We start from the raw sequence: 19,523 nt of genomic DNA, 5'->3' as shown, positions 1-19,523 counted from the left end.
AGCCAGAGTGAGCGGCTCGACCAGGCGGCTTGCCAGCCGCCTCCCGCGGGTGCCTTATTTGCTCGTGCCTCGCAAAACGTTACCACGCGCTACGGATTGTGCATTCATGTGACGCTGCTGGTCAGGCACTTGCGTTATGCGGACGTTTTATTCGACAGCGGAGTGTGGGCTGCGTGCAGGCGGGCGATCAATTGGTCTTCAAGGGCAAAGCGTTCGGAGAGGCCCTTGGCGAGACGGTCGATCCAGGCGGGCAGGCGTGCCAGGTATTGCTGGCAGCTTTCTGTCGAGGCGTAGTCGTTATCGAACTCGAGCACCATTTGGGTGGACATTTCCAACCGCTCAAGCAACTGTGAAGCAATGTGCAGGGCGCTTTCGTCGTTGAAGGCGCGCGCTTCTTCAGCCAGCTGTGGATAGATTTCGAAGTGGCCGGCACTGATGTAATCCATCAGGCTTTGACTGAATGTATCGATGCGTGGCTTGCTGATCGCTTCAAGCTCGCTGTCGCACGCTTCCTTCAACTCGATAAAGCTGATCAACAGCGAGCGACGCTGCTCAAGCCAGCGGTCGATCAAGCCATGAACGCCTCCCCAGCGCTCCTGGGCATTCTTGCAATCTTCGAGCATGGGGCTTCTCCTTGCTAATTAGCCACCTATACCAGCGCTAGACTCACCTTTTCATCCAACGCTGTCAATCCCGCCATGGGCGGATTTCCCTGGTACTGCCGGCCAGCCAAGCGGCTGGCCGCACAGGCGCGTTTGCTAACGCTTGACAGCTAACCACAACATGCGAAGCGGTACAAATGCCAGAATCACGAACCCGACCAGCGTCCAGGCGGGCAGTGAAAGCCCCAGGAAGGTGAAGTCGATCTCGGCGCACTCGCCGGAGCTGTTCAGCACCATGGCGATGACATCGCGCATGGGCAGCACGTCCATCATGTAATCAAGGCCAGGGCCGCAGGACGGCACCTGGTCGGCGGGCAGGCTTTGCAGCCAGACGTGGCGCCCGGCAATGAAGGCGCCGGTGCCCACTGCGGCAAGCCCCAGTACGCCGTATATGCCGGCACCTGCCTTGCCACCGGGGTTATGGATTGCCGCGATGGCAAAGATCACCCCGGCGGTGATGACCGCTACCCGCTGAAAGATGCACAGCGGACAGGGCTCGAACCCGCCGATATGCTCAAGGCCGAGCGCGACCGCCATCATCAATACACAAAAAGCCAGGCCCGCCAGAGCGACGGGGCGAAGTGCTGCCGGGTTCATTGCCTATCCTCAGAGGGTAATGCCGAAAGTGCACGGGATTCACGTGCCTTGGTAAAATACGTTGTCAGAAAATCGGCAAAGCTTTCCTGGTCGGCTGCTTCGATATCCTGCTGCTGCTGATGCGAGGTGTCGATCAACTGGGCCAGAAGCGCTTCACGCGAGCGCACCATGGGCGTCTGCTTGAGTGTTTCAGCCTGCTCCTTGGCAAGCGCGAGCAGCGTATCGCTCAGCGAGCCGTTGCCCTCTTTCATGCGTGCAAGAAGTCGTGCCGAAGGCGTCAGAGAGGGATCATCGAGCAGCGGCGCAAGCTCATCGAGTGCGCTTGCATGCGGCGCTTCGTCTTCAACGGCGTCCAGCAGGCGAGCGACCTCCCTGAGTTCGGCAAATATCTGCTGGCCCCATGCCTTGACCGAGGTCGCCTGCCCATTGCGGATCAGCATAAGCTCGGGGTCGCGCCCACGGTCGACGACCCAGCGGCGGTTATCGTCCAGGCGGTCGCATTCGTCATCGGAGATCCAGGGACTTTCGCTGAGCAGGCACCACATCAGGAAAGTATCGACGAAGCGCATCTGGGTTTCGGTCACCCCCAGCGGATCGAAGGGGTTCAGGTCCAGGCAGCGTACTTCGATATACTCGACGCCGCGCGCTTCGAGGGCCTGGCTTGGCGTCTCGTTGTGCTTGGCTACCCGCTTGGGACGTATATCGCTGTAGTACTCGTTCTCGATCTGCAGGATGTTGGCATTGAGCTGCTGCCAGCTGCCCCCCACGTTCACGCCCAGCTTTTCGTAGTCGGGCCAGGGCGTCGAGATGGCATGGCGCAGGGTGTTGACGTAATTCGACAGCGAGTTGAAACAGATCTTGAGCTGCGACTGCACCTTGTTCTGATAGCCCAGGTCCGACATGCGCAGCGTGGTGGCGTAGGGCGCATAGAAGGTATCGTCGCTCAGGGGCTCGAGCTTTTCAGGTACGTTGCCGCCTGACAGAAAGCTCTTGTCGATCGCAGGGGAAGCACCGAACAGGTATAACAGCAGCCAGCTGTGCCGACGAAAGTTACGGATCAGGCCGAAGTAGCGCGTCGAACGGTAGTCGTTGAACGGGATATTGCCGGCGCCTTCCAGCTCGCGCAGCGCATGCCACATGTCTTCGGGCAGCGAGACGTTGTAGTGCACCCCGGCAATGGCCTGCATGATTCGCCCGTAGCGTACGTCAAGCCCCTTGCGGTAGACGTGCTTCATGGTGCCTACGTTGGAGGTGCCGTAATCGGCGATGGGCACGCTGTCGTTACCCGAAAGCCGGGAGGGCATGCTGCCCGGCCAGATCCACTCCTGATCCAGGTGGTGGTAGGTGAACGTATGCAGATCGGACAAGAACGCCAGCGCTTCCCGGGGTTCGGAATAGACCGGGGTGATGTATTCGAGCAGGGCTTCTGAATAATCGGTGGTGATGTGCGGGTGCGTTAGCTTCGAGCCCAGCGTGGCAGGGTGCGATGTTTGCGCGATATGCCCCTTTGCATCTACCCGCAGCCCCTCTTTTTCGAGCCCGCGCCGCAGGCGCCCCAAACGACCAAGGCGGGCGCTAGGCAGGAGCCGCTCGATCTGAGCAGTCAATTGGGTAGGTACAGTGAGTGGTTCAGGCAAGGTGAACACTCCTTGTCAGTCAGGCCTGCACTGCAGGCCCTGGTGAAATCCGGTGGCATCGCCATCATCGCTGCCTTGAAAGCTGTCTTGAAAACAGAAAACAGGATATGGCGGCAACCGTGCTTTTTTCAAGACGCCGCTCCCCTCAAGCCTGTTCGGCTTTCGGGCACCGGCCTATTTATCCTTGCGGGCCTTTAACAGCGCCGCCCCCAGCGTGCCCATGGGAGCTGCCGTTTCTGCCGGTTTTTTCGCTGCTCGCTTGCTGCGCGGGGGTTTCTGCGCGGCCTGTTTCCCTGGGGCAGCTCCGCCTTCTTGAGGCTCCGGTTCGTCATCCAGGCGCATGGAAAGCCCCACGCGATTGCGAGCGATATCCACGCTCATGACCTTGACCGAGACGATATCGCCGGCCTTTACCACGCTGCGCGGGTCGTCGATGAAACGGTCCGACAGCGCAGAGATATGCACCAGGCCATCCTGATGAACGCCGATATCCACGAATGCACCGAAATGAGTCACGTTGGTGACCGTGCCTTCGAGTACCATGCCGAGCCTTAGATCCTTGAGGGTTTCCACCCCTTCTCGGAACTCGGCGGCCTTGAACTCCGGGCGCGGGTCACGGCCGGGCTTGTCGAGTTCGCTCAAGATATCGCTGACGGTCGGGATACCGAAGCGCTCATCGGCAAAATCCGCCGGTTTCAGGGCTTTCAGCACGGTGCTGTCGCCAATCAGGCTCTTCACTTCGCGCCCACTTTGCTTGGCGATACGCTCTACCAGAGGATACGCCTCGGGGTGAACGGCGCTGGCATCCAGGGGGTTATCGGCATCGTGGATGCGCAGAAAGCCCGCGCACTGCTCGAAGGTCTTGGGACCCAGGCGGCTGACTTCGAGCAGCGCCTTGCGGCTCTTGAATGCGCCGCTCACGTTACGCTGAGCGACGATGTTTTCCGCAAGCGCCGTGCTCAGGCCCGCGACTCGGGAAAGCAGTGCGCTCGAGGCGGTATTGAGATCCACCCCCACGGCGTTGACGCAGTCTTCGATCACGGCTTCCAGACTGCGCGACAGCTGCACCTGGGAGACATCGTGCTGGTACTGGCCCACACCGATGGACTTGGGTTCGATCTTTACCAGTTCCGCGAGCGGGTCCTGCAGGCGGCGAGCGATGGAGACTGCCCCGCGAATGGTGACGTCCAGGTCCGGCAGTTCGCGCGAAGCGTATTCGGAGGCCGAGTACACCGAGGCCCCCGCTTCCGACACCATCACCTTGCTCAACCGGCGCTCCGGCGCCAGCGCCTTCAGCAGGTCGCCGGCGAGCTTGTCGGTTTCGCGGCTGGCGGTACCGTTACCCACGGCAATCAGCTCCACGCCGTGCTGCTTGACCAGCCTGGCGAGCACGGAAAGCGACTCGTCCCAGCGATTCTGCGGCGCGTGGGGGTAGATGGTGGCCTGATCGACAAACTGTCCGGTGGCATCCACCACCGCCACCTTGCAGCCGGTGCGCAGGCCCGGGTCCAGTGCCAGCGTGACCTTCTGCCCGGCGGGTGCGGCCAGCAGCAGGTCCTTCAGGTTGGCGGCGAACACCTCGATGGCGGTGAGTTCGGCCTGTTCACGCAGCCGGCCGAGCAGCTCGGTTTCAAGCGCGGTGTAAAGCTTGACCCGCCAGGTCCAGCGGACCACCTCGCCCAACCACTTGTCGGCAGCGCGGCCTTCATCGCTGATACCCACCTGGCGGGCGATGGCGACCTGGGCCGGATGAACGGGCGCATCATCTTCGCCGGGCAGACGAATGGCGAGGCTCAGCACACCTTCGTTGCGCCCGCGGAACATGGCGAGTGCCCGGTGCGACGGTACCTTGGCAAGCTTCTCGTCATGCTCGAAATAGTCCGAGAACTTGGCGCCTTCCTGCTGCTTGCCTTCCAGCACGCGGGCGCTCAGCTCGCCCTCCTGCCACAGGCGCTCGCGCAGCCGACCGATCAGCTCCGGGTCTTCGGCAAAGCGTTCCATGAGGATCTGCTTGGCGCCATCCAGCGCTGCCTTGGCGTCTTCAATCGCGGGGATGTCGTCCTCGGCGGGACGCAAGTACCCTTGGGCTTCGGCATCGGGGTCGAGAGTGGGATCGGCCAGCAGCGCATCGGCCAGCGGTTCGAGGCCCGCTTCGCGGGCGATCTGCGCCTTGGTGCGGCGTTTTTTCTTGAACGGCAGGTAGAGGTCTTCCAGGCGCTGCTTGGTTTCGGCGGACTGGATGGCGGCCTTCAGCGATGGCTCCAGCTTGCCCTGCTCGTCAATTGCCATCAGTACAGCATCACGGCGCTCTTCAAGCTCGCGCAGATAGCGCAGGCGTTCGTCCAGCTGGCGCAGTTGGCTATCATCCAGGGCGCCGGTCACTTCTTTACGATAGCGGGCAATGAAGGGCACGGTGGCGCCGCCATCCAGAAGCTCGATCGTGGCCGCTACCTGTTCGTTACGCACGCCCAGCTCATCGGCCAGGCGGGAAATAATTCGCTGATTGACATCCATAAAGTGCAACTAACTCATGCAGCATTGTTAAGTGCCCACAAGGTATCACAATCGATCTATTACCGCTTTATCTGGAGGCGACGCTGCGGGCCTTATCGCGCCGGTCTTTACATAGCAAAAGGCCGCCCGGAGGCGGCCTTCACTACCAAGGCGGCAAACTCGCCATCAGCTCAGCTGCGGGCCGGCCTTGATGATGGCATCGCTCACACCTTCGAACTTCTTGAAGTTGTCGACGAACTTGGTCGCCAGGTCTTTCAGGTGGCGATCATAGGCGTCGCGGTCGGTCCAGGTGTCGCGCGGGTCGAGCAGGCTCGAATCGACACCCGGCACGGCGACGGGCACCTGCAGGTTGAGGCCATCGATATGCTTGGTGTCTACATCGCGCAGCACGCCGGACTGAATGGCGCTGATGATCGCGCGGGTCGTCGGGATGGAGAAGCGTGAGCCGCCTTCCCCGTAGGCACCGCCGGTCCAGCCGGTGTTGACCAGGTAGACCTGAGCATCTTTCTTGGCCACCCGCTTGATCAGAAGGTCCGCGTACTCGCGCGCCGGGCGCGGGAAGAACGGCGCACCGAAGCAGGTGGAGAACGTGGCGGCCAGGCCTTCGGACGACCCCATTTCGGTAGAACCGACCTTGGCGGTATAACCGGACAGGAAGTGGTACGCGGCGGCTTCCTTGGAGAGCACGGAAACCGGGGGCAGCACGCCGGACATGTCACAGGTCAGGAACACGATGGCACTGGGCTCGCCGGCCAGATTTTCCGGTACGCGCTTTTCGACGTGCTCGAGCGGATAGGCAGCGCGGGAGTTCTGCGTCAGGCTGTCATCGGCGTAATCCGGCTCGCGGCGGTCGTTGAGCACCACGTTCTCGAGCACGGTGCCGAACTTGATGGCGTTCCAGATGACCGGCTCGTTCTTCTCGGAGAGATCGATGCACTTGGCGTAGCAGCCGCCCTCCATGTTGAAGACGATGTCGTCGCCCCAGGCGTGCTCGTCGTCACCAATCAGGTAGCGGGCCTGATCGGCGGAGAGCGTGGTCTTGCCGGTGCCGGAAAGGCCGAAGAACAGGCAGGTCTCGCCATCTTCACCCACGTTGGCCGAGCAGTGCATGGGCAGTACGTCGGCGGCCGGCAAGAGGTAATTCTGCACCGAGAACATGGCTTTCTTCATTTCACCGGCGTAGCGCATGCCGGCGATCAGCACTTTCTTCTCGGCGAAGTTGATGATCACGCAGCCATCGGAGTTGGTGCCATCGCGGCTCGGGTCGCACTCGAAACCTGCGGCGTTGAGGATGACCCACTCGTCCTTGCCCGCCGGGTTGTAGGCCGTTGGGCGAACGAACATGGTGCGGCCGAACAGGTTCTGCCAGGCGGTTTCGGTGTTCACGCGAACCGGCAGGTAGTGGGTGGAATCGCTGCCCACGTGCAGCTCGGAGACGAAATACTCACGGCTTCCCAGATACTCTTCCACGCGTGCCCAGAGGGCATCGAACTTGGCGACGTCGAAGGGACGGTTGACGTTGCCCCAGTCGATGCTGTCGCGGGTGCCGGGTTCGTCGACGATAAAGCGGTCTTTCGGTGAACGCCCCGTGCGTACGCCGGTATTGACTACCAGGGCACCATCAGCCGACAAGCGGCCTTCACCACCGGCCACGGCGCGCTCGATCAGTTCGGCGCTGCTGAGATTGACGTGGGCTTGGGGAGCGGCTTGAGTCGTGGTCATGTCGATTCCTGGGCCTTGCGGCCTTTTCTCTCGTTACCGGGCGCCATCGACGCCGTTAAAAGATCGTCCCAGCAGCGTGAAACAGGCTGGGCGTGCTGAAGTCCGGCGCATTATTGCAAAAAGAAAGCCCCCGTGAAACGGGGGCTTGCGTCAAACATTTTGTAGTTAAACTACTACAAGAACACCATATTTTGTGTTGCGGCGCAGTATAATTTCAAACAGGCGTTTGGCAAGTCAGCCAAACGCCTTGTAACTGCTGACACTTTGCATGCCAAAAGCGCGGAACCTCGCTCGGCCAGGCGACTACATAATCAGTGAATAACCGGCGCCGGTGCGTCGGGGTCGTCCAACATTGCTTCGATATCCACCGCAGTGTAGTGATATTTCGTGTGACAGAAGTGGCATTGGGTGTCGATCGCGCCCTGTTCCTGCAAGATATCGCGCAGTTCGTCCGCCCCCAGCGTGAGAAGCGCGCCAGCCATTCGCTCCCGCGAACAGGTGCAGCCAAAGCGCAGCGCCTTGGGGTCGAACACGCGCACGGTTTCCTCGTGATAGAGACGATGCAGCACTTCGCGCTGCTCAAGACCCAGAAGTTCTTCAGGCTTGATGGTATCGGCCAGGTGCACACTGCGCTCCCAGGCATCGATATCCTGGTTCTGCGACTCATCGGGCAGACGCTGCAGCAACAGGCCACCGGCACGTTCGCCATCTGCCGACAGCCATAGCCGAGTGGGCAACTGCTCGGACTGACTGAAGTAGGCTTCCAGACAGCCACCCAGGGTATCGTGGTCCAGCGCCACGATGCCCTGGTAGCGATTGCCCTCTTTGGGGTCCAGGGTAATCACGATCTGGCCTTCGCCGACCAGCTCGCGAAAACTTGCCCGTTCGCTGGGCAGGTGGCTGTCTTCTGCAATTCGAGCAATGGCGCGCAGCTCGCCGCCGGGGTTGGATTCGGCCATGAGAAGTGAAAGCACGCCCTGACCGCGCACCTCGACACTCAAGGTGCCGTCGAGCTTGACGGTATCGGTCAGCAGCGCCACCGCGGCCAGCAGTTCGCCTAGCAGCTCGTTGACGGCCGGTGGATAGGCGTGACGCGACAGCACTTCATGATAGGCGGTGGAAAGTGTGACGATTTCGCCACGCACGTTGGTATGGTCAAACATGAAACGCTGAATCTGATCAGACATCGAAGGATCCTGAAAGTGGAAATTGAGCTAAGAAGAGGCGGCCGGGGCGATGACGTGACAGATGCCCAGCCGCACAACGATGGGAGCAGCTACTCGCCGGGCTGGCGCTGAAAACGCTGTATGTCGCGGCGCTGCTTCTTGTCCGGCCGTTTCAACGGGTGCTGCATGACTTCATTGGTCAACCGGCGCGCCTCGGCTTCACGGGCGCGGCGCTCGGTGCTTTCGGTGGTTTCGGCGTACAGCTTGCGTGCCTCGGGCGCGCCGCGGCGCTGATCAGAAAGGGCAATGACCTCGACCTCATAGAGATCCCATCCTTGCGGCACGCGAATCAAGGCACCCAGCTCGACATTCTTGCTGGTTTTGACACGGGCACCGTCGTAGTGCACCTTGCCGCCTTCAATGGCTTTCTTGGCCAGGGCGCGCGTCTTGAAAAACCGCGCAGCCCACAGCCACTTATCCAGGCGAACGGTGTCGCTCATTAACGCTCTCCTTGCTGCCCGGGCAGGTTTTCCGGCAGCAGTTGGGCAAATCGATCCAGGGCGATGAATTCCTGCAGCTCTTTTTCGGGGCGCTGGCTATCGGGCTGCTTGATACCCAGCAGATGGCGAATCCCGAATTCACGCGCGCTTTCCAGCACGTGAGGATTGTCGTCGATGAACAGGGTGCGGGTGGGGTCGAACGGTTCGATATCCTGAAGCGCAAACCAGAATGCCTGCTCTTCCTTCGCCGCCCCTACGTCTTCCGAGGAGATGATGGCGTCGAGGTAGTTTTCCAACCCCGTGAGCGGCAATTTAAGCGATAGGCTGGCTCTATCAGCGTTGGTGGCCAGGATGACGCGGGGGTGCGCCTGCTTGAGCCATTTCAGAAAATCCAGCGCATCGCTGCGCAGGCCGATCAGGTGCTGTACCTCGCGCTTGAGCGCGACCACGTCAACGTCGAGTTCCCGGCTCCAGTAGGCCAGGCTGTACCAGTTGAGCGTGCCCTGCTCGCCCATGATGCGGTCACGCAGAGCATTTTGCGATGCTTCATCCAGGTGGTGAAGCTCACGATAGCGCCGCGGCAGATGATCCAGCCAGAAGTGACTGTCAAAGTGCAGGTCCAAAAGCGTGCCGTCCATGTCCAGCAGGACGGTATCAATTTCGCGCCAGTCGATCATTGCCGCTCCAGTCTGAAAGAGTAAGCGTGCTATTGTAGCGTAACCCTTTTTTAGCAGCCATGGAGGCGCCGCATGTCGGTATCGGATACGTCACCCCGCTATCCACAAAAACCTCGCATACTGGCCCGCGAAAGCGTAGCCAGGAGCCGCCTGTTTCACGTCGAGTCGCTGGATCTGCGCTTCTCCAACGGCGAGGAGCGTCAGTTTGAACGCCTGACCGGCGCCGAGAACGGCGCGGTAATGATCGTGGCGATGCCGGACCCGGAGCACGTGCTGCTGATTCGCGAGTATGCCGCAGGCTACGAGGACTACGTGCTCACCCTGCCCAAGGGCCTGGTGGACCCGGGCGAGGATGTGGTGACCGCCGCCAATCGCGAGCTGATGGAAGAGTGCGGTTTTGGCGCCCACCGTATCGAGCCGCTGGTGGAGCTTTCTCTGGCCCCCAACTACATGCGCCATCGGATGCAGGTAATGATCGCCTTTGATTTATACCCCAAGCGCCTGCCCGGCGACGAGCCCGAGCCATTGATCGTCGAAACCCACCCGATCGACGACCTGCCCGCCCTGCTGCTGCGCGACGACTTCCACGAAGCCCGCGCCATTGCCGCGCTCTACATCGCCCGCGACCGGATGCGTGACGAGAAGCGCCAGAGCAGTGCAGATTTGTTGTGAAGAGTACCGCACCTTTGCATGGCAGCGCTCGCCGCGCTGCTCCCGCGGGTGCGCCTGGCGGCTTACCACGCGCTACGGTTTGTGCTCAATCAAGTACGGCGACAAACGCGTAACGCGGGCTGGTGGGGTTAGAAGTGGGGTTTCAGCGCAATCCAGCGGCGCTGGCGGTGGCTGTCCTGGCCTGCTTCAAGAAGCGTCATGGAACGCAGGGCGGCGTCGATATCGACCGGGGGCGGAGTGCGGCCGTGGATCGCGTCGACGATGCCTTGGTAGTAGGCCAGGTAGTTACCGGGCTGGGTGGGATGCTCGCGGCGTAGAAGCGGCCCTTCACCGTCCTGCCCAGTACGCAGCGTCAGCGTGCCCGGCGTGTCCTCGCCCCAGTTCATGCTGGGTATCTCCCCTGCCTTCAGGCGCTCTTCCTGCGGGTCCAGGCCATACTTCAGATAGCTGCCTTGCGTGCCGTGGAGCCTGAATCGCGGAGTGGGTTCGGCCACAAGCGCGCTGGCGCTCAGGCTGACGCGGCAGTCGTTGTAGTCCAGCAGGGCCAGAAAGTCATCATCGGCCTGGGCGCCGTCCCGCCGCACTCCTTGCTCCAGCAAGATGGCGTTGGGGGTGCCGAACAGCTCACAGGCCTGATCCAGCAGGTGCGGTCCCAGATCAAACCACAGGCCCGCCCCCGCCGTGGCCTTTTCGCGCCAGCGGTCGCGCACCTCTGGATTGAAGCGATCGAAACGTGATTCAAAACTGGTCACACGCCCGAGTGTACCCGCCTCGATCAGTGCCTTGAGGGTCAGAAAGTCACTATCCCAGCGGCGGTTATGGAACACCGAAATCAGACGCTCCTTCACCACGGCAAGCGATTTCAGCTGCTTGGCTTCCGAGAGCGTCACGGTAAAGGGCTTGTCCACTACCACGTGCTTGCCTGCGGAAAGGGCCATCTTTGCCAGAGGAAAGTGGGTGTCATTGGGAGTGGGAATCACGATAAGGTCGATATCGTGACGCTCGCACAAATTCCGCGCCTCGCGTTCGACCTCGACCTCCGGCAGATCCGCCTGCACCTTGGCGGCGTCGCTTGAGGACACCGCTACCAGATTCAGGCCGTCCGTGGCCTGAATGAGCGGTACATGAAACGTCTTGCTCGCGAACCCGTAGCCTACCAGGCCTACATTGATCGTCGATTTCATAACGCTCCTTGCTCGTGGTCAATCCAGTTTGGAAAGATCGCGCACCGCGCCCTTGTCGGCGGAGGTTGCCAGCAGCGCGTAGGCCTTCAGCGCTGGCGTGACTTTACGCGGACGGGTTTCCACCGGCTTCCAGGCGTCCTTGCCCCTGGCGTCCATGGCTTCGCGGCGCGCGGCAAGCTCGGCGTCACTCAGCTTGACGTTGATGGTGCGATTGGGGATATCGATCACGATGGTATCGCCCTGCTCGACCAGGCCGATCGCGCCACCCGCCGCGGCTTCCGGCGAGACGTGGCCAATCGAAAGGCCTGACGTGCCGCCGCTGAAGCGCCCGTCGGTGAGCAGCGCGCACGCCTTGCCGAGCCCTTTCGATTTCAGATACGAGGTCGGGTAGAGCATCTCCTGCATGCCCGGGCCGCCCTTCGGGCCTTCGTAGCGGATGACCACTACATCGCCCTCTTTCACCTTGCCGTCCAGCACGTTGGCCACGGCCTGGTCCTGGGATTCGACCACGTGGGCGGTGCCTTCGAACAGCAGGATCGAGTCGTCCACGCCGGCGGTCTTGACCACGCAACCATCCAGCGCGATGTTGCCGTAGAGTACGGCCAGGCCGCCCTCCAGGGAGAACGCGTGCTCGAGATCGCGGATACAGCCGGTGGCGCGGTCACCGTCGAGGCTCGGCCAGCGCGCGCTTTGCGAGAACGCCGTCTGGGTGGGCACGCCGCCGGGGCCTGCCTTGAAGAACTCGACCGTCTCGGCACTGGGCGAGCGCATGATGTCCCACTCGTCCAGCGCGGCCTTGAGGGTATCGCCATACACGGTGGGTACCGAGGTATCCAGCACGCCGGCGCGGTCGAGCTCGCCGAGAATCGCCATGATGCCGCCGGCACGGTGCACGTCTTCGATATGGTACTTCTGGGTGTTGGGCGCCACCTTGCAAAGCTGCGGCACTTCACGGGAGAGGCGGTCGATGTCCGCCATGGTGAAGTCGATTTCCGCTTCCTGGGCGGCGGCCAGCAGGTGCAGGATGGTGTTGGTCGAGCCGCCCATGGCGATATCCAGGGTCATGGCATTCTTGAACGCGGCTTTCGAGCCGATGGCGCGGGGCAGCAGATGCGCCTCATCGCCTTCGTAGTAGCGCTTGGCCAGCTCGACGATCTTGTGACCGGCGTTCTCGAACAGGCGACGGCGGTCGGAATGCGTGGCCAGCACCGTGCCGTTGCCCGGCAGCGCCAGGCCCAGCGCTTCGGTCAGGCAGTTCATGGAGTTGGCGGTGAACATTCCCGAGCAGCTGCCGCAGGTGGGGCAGGCGCTACGCTCGACTTCGGCCAGGGTTTCGTCATCGACGCTGTCGTCGGCAGCCATGACCATGGCGTCCACCAGGTCGAGCCCGTGATCCAGAAGTTTGGTCTTGCCCGCCTCCATCGGCCCTCCGGAGACGAAGATGACCGGAATGTTGAGGCGCATGGCGGCCATCAGCATTCCCGGGGTGATCTTGTCGCAGTTGGAGATGCACACCAGCGCGTCGGCGCAGTGGGCGTTGCACATGTATTCGACGCTGTCGGCGATGATGTCGCGGCTCGGCAGCGAATAGAGCATGCCGTCGTGGCCCATGGCGATACCGTCGTCCACGGCGATGGTGTTGAACTCCTTCGCCACGCCGCCGGCTTTCTCGATTTCTCGCGCGACCAGCTGGCCCATGTCCTTCAGGTGAACGTGACCGGGCACGAACTGGGTGAACGAGTTGGCCACGGCGATGATCGGCTTGTGGAAGTCGTCATCCTTCATGCCGGTGGCGCGCCACAGGGCGCGGGCGCCGGCCATGTTGCGACCGGCGGTGGTGGTACGGGAGCGATACTCGGGCATGGTGTCCTCTAACATCTTTTTTTGGCCCGCCACTCATCTGGCAGCGGGTAAGTGAATCCAGCGCCCTCGATTGTGGCATGGGCGCCTTCATCAGGCCAGATGTAGCGAACGACCGTTACCGGTCATGCAGGATCAGAACGCTTCCCACGGGTCCTGCGTGGAGGGAGTGATCGCTTTTTTCGAAGGAGCCTTTCCATTCGTCACCAGCGACCTGGGAGCATCGGGCTGCTTTTGGTTCAGAAGACGTAGCTTGTCGCGGGCGGCGCCGACGTTCTCCTCCTGGGTTCCCTTGAGGCGGAAGGCGTCCACCACGTTGGCCAGCTCAAACGCTTCCCGCGACAGGTCGTCGGCGGAGGCGGCAATGGACTGCACCTTCGACGCATTCTGCTGGGTGACATGGTCCATTTCGGCCACCGCCGAATTGATCTGCCCAATGCCACTGTTCTGCTCGCTGGAGGCGGAGCTGATGGATTCCATCAGCGTACTGACGCGGTTGACCTGCTGCATGACGTTTTCGATGGCGCGCTCGGCTTGCTCGACCGCGCTTCGACCGCTGCCGACTTCCTGGGTGGTGCTGTCGATCATACGGCGGATTTCCTGGGCAGCTTCAGCGCTGCGCCCGGCCAGATTACGCACTTCGCTTGCCACCACGGCAAAGCCTCGGCCGTGTTCTCCAGCCCGCGCTGCCTCGACGGAGGCATTCAGCGCCAGAATATTGGTCTGAAAGGCGATCCCGTCGATGACACTGATCATCTCGGTCATTTTTTCCGCACTTTGGGCAATACGCTGCATGCGCTCTACCAGCGCCTCCATCTGCCTGCCGGTGTCGCGGGTGCTGGCCGCATTCTGCTGGGCAAGCTCGGTCGCTTGACGAGCGTTCTGGGTATTCTGATGCACGGTGGAGGTCATCTCCTCCATGCTGGCAGCGGTTTGCTGAAGCGAGGACGCCTGCTGCTCGGTACGCGAGGCAAGCTCTTCGTTCTCCGCGGCAATTTCCCTGATCGCCGGGGTCACCACCGCCACTCGGCCATCCAGGTCGTTGACGATGCTGGCCAGGCTAAAGCGCATGGTATCCAGTGAATAGAGCAGCTCCCCCAACTCGCCGCTGGTCTTTTGCCGTTCGCTGGCGGCCAGGTTGCCCGCGGCAATCTGAAACGTCAGTTGGCGGGCGCCAGCCAGGCCGTTCAGTACGCTACGCAGTATGAATACGCTCAATCCAATCAGCACCAGAAGCCCGACTCCGATCAAAACCAGCTGAGCAATCAGCATCTGCTGACGGCTGCGCCGGGCATCTGCCACCAGCGCCTGGGCCTGATGACGCTCCTGCTCTACCAGCTCGGCGTTCATGTTACGCAGCGCTTCGGTATGGGGCTGAAGGGTATCGGTCAGCGCCTCGAAGGCGGCAAACCCGTTGCCGGTCCGGATGGCGTCCAGCACGGTGTTCACACTCGCCAGCCACTCATTCAGCGTCGTGTCAAAGGCCGCTATCGTGTCATTGCTGGCTTCTCCCTCTGCCTTGAACACCTGCCACAATGCCTGCAGCGAGGCGGCATGCTCCTCCAGGTCACTGTCCAGGGCTTCGATGTCTGCACGGCGGGGGTTACGCACCGCCGGCTCAAGCGCCTCAAGGCTCTGCCCCAGGTGGCGCTCGATACGCTGCAGGCTGGCAATGGATTCAAGACCCGAGTGGTTGAGCGTATCCAGGCGCTCACCTGACTCCATCAATCCGTAAACGCCCAGGCCACCGGCCAGGCAAAGCAGCATCAGAGCGGCAAGGACCATGGCAATCAGCTTGGCTTTCAGGCTGGTGATACTGAACCGCGACCAGAATCCGGCCAGCCCCTTGCGGCGCAAGGCGCCCTGCACCAGCTTGTAGCGCCTGGCACTGCCTTTTTCACGCAGCTCGGCATACACCGGGATGGCCTGTGCCACGGCTTCAGGCACCGCCTTGCGCCGCACCGAGGTATACCCCACTACCCGGTCGCCATCTTCCAGCGGTGCCACCGTTGCATTGACCCAGTAATAATCGCCGTTCTTGCGCCGGTTCTTGACCAGGCCCTGCCAGGTACCCCCTGCCTGAATGGTCTTCCAGAAATCCGCATAGGCGGCTTCGGGCATGTCGGGATGGCGCAGCAGATTATGCGGTGCACCGATAAGCTCCTCACGCGTATAGCCGCTGACATCCACGAACGTGGAGTTGGCAAACGTTACCCGCCCTTTCAGGTCAGAGCGTGAAATCAGTACGGACTCGTCGTTGAGTACGTATTCACGCTGAGTAACAGGTTGGTTATTACGCATGGGTTCCTCTCTGGAAGTGCTAGTACTTTCGGCTGACGCGCATTCTCCCCTTCTGCTTCGAATTTAAATTAACGAATAACTATAAAAAAACGCCGTACTTCCGCACGGCGTTGTATGACGGTTTGATGAAACAGCTTTAAAATTAGCCAGCTACTGCTTCTTGACAGCTAACTTTACTCCTTATGACTACCTCTACGCCTTGATGACTACCCTTACGCCTTGAAGACCACCTTGGCCACGTCCTGGTAGCGATTGGCGAAGTGAACCGTCATGCCCTCCTTTAGGTAATCCGGCAGCTCCTCGTAGTCGCGCCGGTTGGCCTCGGGCAGAATGACCTCGAAGATATCGCTGCGCCGTGCGGCAATTACCTTTTCACGAATGCCGCCGACCGGAAGCACCTGGCCTGTCAGCGTCAGCTCACCGGTCATTGCCAGGGGCCGGTCGATCGCCTGGTGCTTGGCAAGCGACAATAGCGCCGTGGTCATGGTCACCCCGGCGGATGGGCCATCCTTGGGTGTCGCGCCTTCCGGTACGTGCAGGTGCACGAAGGCAGAATCAAAGAAGTCGGCATCGGCGCCATAATCCTGCAGATGGCCGAGGGTATAGCTGTAGGCAATATTGGCCGACTCCTTCATGACATCGCCAAGCTTGCCGGTCAGCTTGAAGCCACGGTCCAGCGCATGCACCTTGCCGGCCTCGATCGGCAGAGTTGCCCCGCCCATGGAGGTCCAGGCAAGCCCGGTGACAACGCCTTGCCCCTTGAGCACCTTCTCCTTGCGGAAAATAGGCGCACCAAGGAACTCTTCCAGATTCTTGACCGAGATCTTGACGGTATCCGACTCCTCTTCGAGCAGCTTGACCGCCGCCTTGCGCACGATGCGGTGCAGCTGTTTTTCAAGCTGGCGCACACCGGCCTCCCGGGCGTAGCCGTCGATGACCTGCTTCAGTGCCGCATCGGAAAGGTTGATGCGCTTCTTGGACAAATTGTCCCGCTTGAGCAGTTTTGGCCACAGGTGATGCTTGGCAATGGCCAGCTTCTCTTCGGCGATATAGCCGGAGAGGCGAATCTGCTCCATGCGGTCAAGAAGCGGGCCGGGGATCGAATCGAGCGTGTTGGCCGTACAGATGAACAGCACCTTGGAAAGGTCCATCCGCACATCCAGGTAGTGATCGAGGAAGTCGACGTTCTGCTCGGGGTCGAGCACCTCGAGAAGCGCCGAGGCGGGGTCGCCCTGAAACGATTGGCCAAGCTTGTCGATCTCGTCGAGCATGATGACCGGATTCTCGACTTCCACTTCCTTGAACGCCTGGACCAGCTTGCCCGGCATGGCGCCTACGTAGGTGCGTCGATGGCCCTTGATCTCCGCCTCATCGCGCATCCCGCCAACCGAGAAGCGGTAGAACTCACGACCCAGCGCTTCGGCAATCGAGCGGCCGATGGAGGTCTTGCCCACCCCGGGCGGGCCCACGAGCAGCACGATGGAGCCCCCTACATCGCCCTTGAAGGTACCCTCGGCCAGGAACTCGACGATGCGTTCTTTCACATCCTGCAGGCCGTCGTGGTCGCGGTTGAGCACTTCCCGAGCGTGCCCCAGGTCGAGCTTGTCCTGGCTGGTCACGCCCCACGGCAAGGAGGTCAGCCAATCCAGGTAGTTGCGGGTGGTGCCGTACTCCGGCGAGCCGGTTTCCAGCACGCTGAGCTTGTTGAGCTCGTCATCGATGCGCCCCTGCACCCGCTCGGGCACCACGAGTGATTCAAGGCGGTTTCTAAAGGTATCGACATCGTTTTCGCGGTCATCCTTGGAAATACCCAGCTCGCGCTGAATGACCTTGAGCTGCTCGCGCAGGAAGAACTCGCGCTGGCGGTCCTGCATCTGCGCATTGACCTGCTCGCTGATCTCGCTTTGCAGCTGGGCAACGTCGATCTCCTTGCGCAGCAGCGGCAGCACCTTGTGCATCCGCTCGGCCACCGGCAGCGTGGCCAGCACGTCCTGCAGCTCAGGGCCCTTGGCGGAGGTGATCGCGGCGGCAAAGTCGGTCAACGGCCCAGGCTGGTGCGGGCTGAAGCGATTGAGGTAGTGCTTGAGCTCTTCACCATACAGTGGGTTGATCGGCAGCAGCTCCTTGATGCCGTTGATGATCGCCATGGCGTAGGCGCGAGTCTCTTCGTTCTCGGCATCCACGGGCTCTTTAGGGTAGGTGACCTCTACCAGATAAGGTGGCTCCTTGGAGAGCCAGCGCTGTATCTGAAAGCGCTGCACGCCCTGGGCAATGAACTGGATCTGCTGATCCTCGCCCTTGAGCTTGTGTACCTTCACCGCCGTGCCGATGGCCGGGAAACCCTCATGATCGAGTGATTCCACCCCACCCTCGCCTACGAAGGCCACGCCCAGGGTCTTATGAGGCGTATTGCCCACCCGGCGCATGGTCTCTTCCCAGCGTTCGCGGTTGATGACCAGCGGCTGTACCTGGGCGGGGAAAAAGGGGCGGTTATGGATCGGGAGAAGATAGATACGCTCGGGCAGCATATCGCTGGCGGGCACCAGCGAGCTGACCCTTTCACCATCAGAGCGATGAGCTTGCTCGCCCTTGTCGCCGCCCTCATGGGACGAATGGTCGTCTTCAGCCAGCCAGTCGAGATTATCGTGATCGCGGTCGTAATCCTGGTCGCTCATGCGCACTCCCATAAACAGATATCGGCGGTCACGCCGCCTGTGACTGCTTATGGAATGTGGGCGCCTGGCGGAAACTTCAACCCTTGTGACGCGCTATTGTGGCCATAGCTCCGGCATGGGTCGGCCGTTGACCCGCCAGTCGCCACGAATCACGTCAAACTGCAGCTCGCGCGTACCCAGTGGCAGCCCAAGCCACAGTGCGGCCACCGTAGGTGCATCGTGCCAGATGAAATCACCGTCCAGACGCTCCCGCCAGCGTGCGCGCCCTTCAGGCGACTCCAGACTGGTCACGCTGAGCTGGTCGAGCTTGCGAGCATCGAAGAACAGTGCCCCGTCAGCATCCAGCCGGATACCCAGCAGCGGGCTTTCCAGGGCAACGGTTGATACATCCAGGCGCGGCGAATCGCTCAGCACTTGCAGCAGGTCCGGCTCAAGGCGGGCCAGCAGCCCCTCTGCCATGGGCAGGCTGGTATCTCCCCACGCCGCTTCCTGGCGTAGCCGCCGAATGGTCTGGCGGATGGCATCGGCGTTCAGACGGGAAAGCTCCATTTCGATGCGCCCGTTGAGCAGCGGCGTATCCGGTGCTTCGGAGGGCACCATCATGTTCCCCATGACCAGCTCCCCCTTGATACGCAGCTCGCTCTCGTCCAGCACCGTATGGCTGTGCAGGTTGAGCGGCGCCAGCTGAATCTCGTAGGCGGGATAGCGCAGTGTCAGGGCATCGATCTGCAGGTGATCGCGCTGGGCAAAATGGTAGGCATCATCGATGTAGGTATAGCGGCTTTCCAGCTGCGCAGGCCCCAGGCTCAGCTGTGCCAGGCCATCGGTCAATGCCAAGTGGTCGAGGCGCATGCGCAGGCGCCAGTCGCCAAACATGCCTTCCAGGCGCAGCCTTGCCCCCCGCACCTCGAGCTCGCGGCCGCCTTGCTCGATGATGAAGGGCGCCAGCGCCAGCTGAAGTTCGCTGCGCCCGCTCAGGGTGTGATAACGCCCCTTCCAGCGCGGCGCAGATGCGGCGGTCACTTCGCCCACGGCGCGCTGCAAGGCGGTATCCAGACGGGGTAGAAACGTGCCTTCCACGTCGGTGCTCAGGATGCCGTGACGAGCGCTGTAGGTAAGCTCGAGGCGCCACGGGCGACCAAGCAGAGGAGACAGCAAAAGCCGCCCTTGGGAACTTAACCAGCCCCGGTTACTCTCAGGACGGGTAACGCGCCACTCCCCGCGCGCTTCCAGATCCTCCAGCGCCTGACGCAGGCTGCGCTCGAACAGCACGCTGGACAGCAGCTGTCCTGCCATCCAGACAACGGCTATCGCCACCAGAATGGGGACGATCAATCGTTCCTTGCGCATGCCATC

The 19,523-nt window shown here is 61.6% G+C and carries 14 protein-coding genes; 1 reads left to right on the top strand and 13 read right to left on the bottom strand.

Annotated features, from left to right (window positions below):
* Positions 1–134 precede the first annotated feature (134 nt).
* The 8 genes from rsd to yrfG all read right to left on the bottom strand — a co-directional run bounded on the left by rsd (position 135) and on the right by yrfG (position 9,475).
* Complete coding sequence (rsd, locus tag HW452_RS02635) at positions 135–623, bottom strand: sigma D regulator (protein WP_224104541.1); 489 nt, start codon at positions 621–623, stop codon at positions 135–137.
* Positions 624–758: 135 nt separating this feature from the next.
* Entirely contained in the window at positions 759–1,259 is a 501-nt protein-coding gene (locus tag HW452_RS02630; protein ID WP_224104540.1) for a disulfide bond formation protein B, read from the bottom strand.
* Positions 1,256–2,896, bottom strand: coding sequence for a glutamate--cysteine ligase (gene gshA, locus HW452_RS02625; protein WP_224104539.1), 1,641 nt, complete (start codon positions 2,894–2,896; stop codon positions 1,256–1,258). Before gshA ends, HW452_RS02630 begins: the two co-directional genes overlap by 4 nt.
* A gap of 174 nt (positions 2,897–3,070) precedes the next feature.
* Entirely contained in the window at positions 3,071–5,410 is a 2,340-nt protein-coding gene (locus tag HW452_RS02620) for a Tex family protein (RefSeq protein WP_224104538.1), read from the bottom strand.
* A 165-nt stretch (positions 5,411–5,575) separates the two neighbouring features.
* Entirely contained in the window at positions 5,576–7,132 is a 1,557-nt protein-coding gene (locus HW452_RS02615; RefSeq protein WP_224104537.1) for a phosphoenolpyruvate carboxykinase, read from the bottom strand.
* A 311-nt stretch (positions 7,133–7,443) separates the two neighbouring features.
* Positions 7,444–8,319 (bottom strand): Hsp33 family molecular chaperone HslO, encoded by an 876-nt coding sequence (hslO, locus tag HW452_RS02610; RefSeq protein ID WP_224104536.1) that lies wholly within the window; start codon positions 8,317–8,319, stop codon positions 7,444–7,446.
* 89 nt (positions 8,320–8,408) lie between these two features.
* A complete protein-coding gene (gene hslR, locus HW452_RS02605) occupies positions 8,409–8,798 on the bottom strand; it encodes a ribosome-associated heat shock protein Hsp15 (RefSeq protein ID WP_224104535.1) in 390 nt (129 codons plus the stop codon).
* A complete protein-coding gene (yrfG, locus tag HW452_RS02600; protein WP_224104534.1) occupies positions 8,798–9,475 on the bottom strand; it encodes a GMP/IMP nucleotidase in 678 nt (225 codons plus the stop codon). Before yrfG ends, hslR begins: the two co-directional genes overlap by 1 nt.
* 72 nt (positions 9,476–9,547) lie before the next feature.
* Between yrfG and nudE the strand changes: the two genes are divergently transcribed.
* On the top strand, positions 9,548–10,147 hold the full coding sequence (gene nudE / locus HW452_RS02595) for an ADP compounds hydrolase NudE (RefSeq protein ID WP_224104533.1): 600 nt from the start codon (positions 9,548–9,550) through the stop codon (positions 10,145–10,147).
* Positions 10,148–10,275: 128 nt separating this feature from the next.
* Here nudE and HW452_RS02590 read toward each other — a convergent pair whose 3' ends face one another.
* The 5 genes from HW452_RS02590 to HW452_RS02570 form a co-directional block, all read right to left on the bottom strand.
* Entirely contained in the window at positions 10,276–11,331 is a 1,056-nt protein-coding gene (locus HW452_RS02590; protein ID WP_224104532.1) for an oxidoreductase, read from the bottom strand.
* An 18-nt stretch (positions 11,332–11,349) separates the two neighbouring features.
* Entirely contained in the window at positions 11,350–13,194 is a 1,845-nt protein-coding gene (gene ilvD, locus HW452_RS02585) for a dihydroxy-acid dehydratase (RefSeq protein WP_224104531.1), read from the bottom strand.
* Between the two features lie 132 nt (positions 13,195–13,326).
* On the bottom strand, positions 13,327–15,492 hold the full coding sequence (locus tag HW452_RS02580) for a methyl-accepting chemotaxis protein (RefSeq protein WP_224104530.1): 2,166 nt from the start codon (positions 15,490–15,492) through the stop codon (positions 13,327–13,329).
* Positions 15,493–15,704: 212 nt separating this feature from the next.
* On the bottom strand, positions 15,705–18,167 hold the full coding sequence (gene lon, locus HW452_RS02575) for an endopeptidase La (protein WP_224104529.1): 2,463 nt from the start codon (positions 18,165–18,167) through the stop codon (positions 15,705–15,707).
* Positions 18,168–18,260: 93 nt separating this feature from the next.
* Positions 18,261–19,517, bottom strand: a complete 1,257-nt coding sequence (locus HW452_RS02570; RefSeq protein WP_224104528.1) for a DUF945 family protein — start codon at positions 19,515–19,517, stop codon at positions 18,261–18,263.
* Positions 19,518–19,523 lie beyond the last annotated feature (6 nt).

Source organism: Vreelandella aquamarina (assembly GCF_020075495.1).
GTDB lineage: Bacteria > Pseudomonadota > Gammaproteobacteria > Pseudomonadales > Halomonadaceae > Vreelandella > Vreelandella aquamarina_A.
This window is presented reverse-complemented; position numbering and strand designations above follow the sequence as displayed.